We start from the raw sequence: 1,916 nt of genomic DNA on the forward strand, positions 1-1,916 counted from the left end.
TCTTTATGCTATACTATTTCCATGGATGAGCATACGGAGGTCAAAGGATGATCGTAAAATGCATTTTGTGCGATAAAATGGAAACGATTGATGACGAGTCGCCGCTGGCGAAAAAATTGAGAAACCGTCCGATTCATACGTATATGTGCCAAGAATGCCACGACAGAATCAGCAAAAAAACGAAGGAAAGATTGGCCACGGGAAAATTTCGCACCTATCCGATGAAGAAAAAGGATGATGACTGGTTTTAAATGACCTAAATGCGGTACGGCGCGGAAGATTTCCCTCTTGTTTTAAACGGATCGAGTAGGAGGGGGCGGCTAACCCCCGTCCCCTCACACCACCTAGCATGCGGGTCCGCACTAGGCGGTTCGTCAACCTTGACGGAGTTCGAAGTATCGTTGCGTCAAACTCTTGAGGCCTTGGGCCAACCAGTAGGACTTTCCCAACGCTTGGTGCAGTTGAGGAGTTTTCGCTGTCCGCCATGCTCCTTTTCGAGTGTTTGCGATCTCCATGACCGTTTTCTCATTCAGCCCCAACGCCCTTAATTCGCGTATTCTCGTTCTTACCCGTTTCCATTGGAGCCATAGGCACAGTCGAAGCCGTCGACGCACCCATCCCTCCATGTTCCTGAGAATGGATGGAGTTTCAATGAGTTGGAAATACCCCATCCATCCCATGGTGTATTGATTCACGCGACGAATGCGTTCTTCCATTGGGAGACTCCAGTTGGGATCGGTTGATTGCCGAATGCGCTGTTTAAAGCGTTGAATCGATTTGGGAGCGAGGCGAATCCGTGCTTCCCGTTCCGGTGTAAAGCTGAATCCAAGAAACGTACGCTTCCACGGACGGTCCACGGCGCTTTTCTCCTCATTGACCTTGAGTTTGAGTTTCTTCTCTAAGAACCGTTGGATGCCTTGTTTCACCCGTAATCCTGCCCGCAGACTTTTGACGTAGATATTGCAGTCGTCCGCATAACGGCAGAATTTCATTCCCCGTTTCTCCAATTCCTTGTCCAGATCATCGAGAAGGATGTTCGCAAGCAGAGGACTGAGCGGCCCGCCTTGCGGCGTCCCTTCCTCCGTTTGCACCTTCACCCCTTCGATCATGACGCCGGCTTGCAGGTACGCGCGGATCAATTTCAGCACGCGTTTATCTTTGACTTTCCGGGCCACCCGGCTCATCAAGATATCGTGGTTGACCCGATCAAAGAACTTTTCCAGGTCGATGTCTACGACATACCGGTATCCTTCCCGGATGTATCGTTGCGCTTGCCGAACGGCGTCATGGGCTTTGCGGCCAGGACGGAATCCGAAGCTGCAGGGAGAGAAGTTCGGGTCAAAGATCGGTGTCAGTTCTTGGAGGATGGCCTGTTGGATCAACCGGTCCATCACGGTGGGAATACCTAACAGCCGTGTGCCGCCGTTGGGTTTCGGGATTTCGACCCTGCGGACAGGCGCCGGCCGATAGGTTCCCTCCAAGAGTTGGGCTCGAATCGAGCTCCAGTGCGTCCGGATATAATCACGGAGTTGATCAGTCGATACTCCGTCGATTCCCGGTGCTCCCCGGTTGCCTTCGACCCGTTCGAGCGCCGTGATGAGGTTGTCTCTCGCTAAGATGCGTTCCAACAGAGCCATCAAGATCCTTCTCCTTCCGCGGGATGAGATTCAGCTCTTGCCGGGCTGTGCTCAGCCCTCTGACTGAGGCCCTCCGGGCTTCACCCATCTTTCCTCAATCGAGTTCCCAAGGGGAATTCTGCTTCCACGCACAGCATCTCGAAAGAGTCTGCTTCACCCCTGAGTTGACGTTCGGCCCTTCCTGTTTCAGGCGTCCCTTACTCCAGTACTATGGCCTCTGCTGACTCCTGTACGTTCAATAGAACCTTTCGGTTCTGGTTACCATCGTCAGAAGGCGTT

The 1,916-nt window shown here is 52.8% G+C and carries 2 protein-coding genes; one reads left to right on the forward strand and one right to left on the reverse strand.

The window, feature by feature from the left end; genetic code table 11:
* Window positions 1-47: 47 nt before the first annotated feature.
* Window positions 48-251 carry a hypothetical protein gene (locus tag BAA01_12250; GenBank protein ID OUM90022.1) on the forward strand — a complete coding sequence of 68 codons (204 nt, stop codon included), beginning with the start codon at window positions 48-50 and terminating at the stop codon, window positions 249-251.
* Between the two features lie 123 nt (window positions 252-374).
* On the opposite strand, the gene BAA01_12255 is transcribed toward BAA01_12250, so the two are convergent.
* Entirely contained in the window at window positions 375-1,637 is a 1,263-nt protein-coding gene (locus BAA01_12255) for a group II intron reverse transcriptase/maturase (GenBank protein OUM90023.1), read from the reverse strand.
* Window positions 1,638-1,916 lie beyond the last annotated feature (279 nt).

It is taken from the genome of Bacillus thermozeamaize, from assembly GCA_002159075.1.
GTDB lineage: Bacteria > Bacillota > Bacilli > ZCTH02-B2 > ZCTH02-B2 > Bacillus_BB > Bacillus_BB thermozeamaize.

Excerpts from the sequence above, each read along its gene's own strand:
- BAA01_12250 (OUM90022.1), top strand. The coding sequence starts at position 48 with ATGATCGTAAAATGCATTTTGTGCGATAAAATGGAAACGATTGATGAC.
- BAA01_12255 (OUM90023.1), bottom strand. The coding sequence starts at position 1,637 with ATGGCTCTGTTGGAACGCATCTTAGCGAGAGACAACCTCATCACGGCG.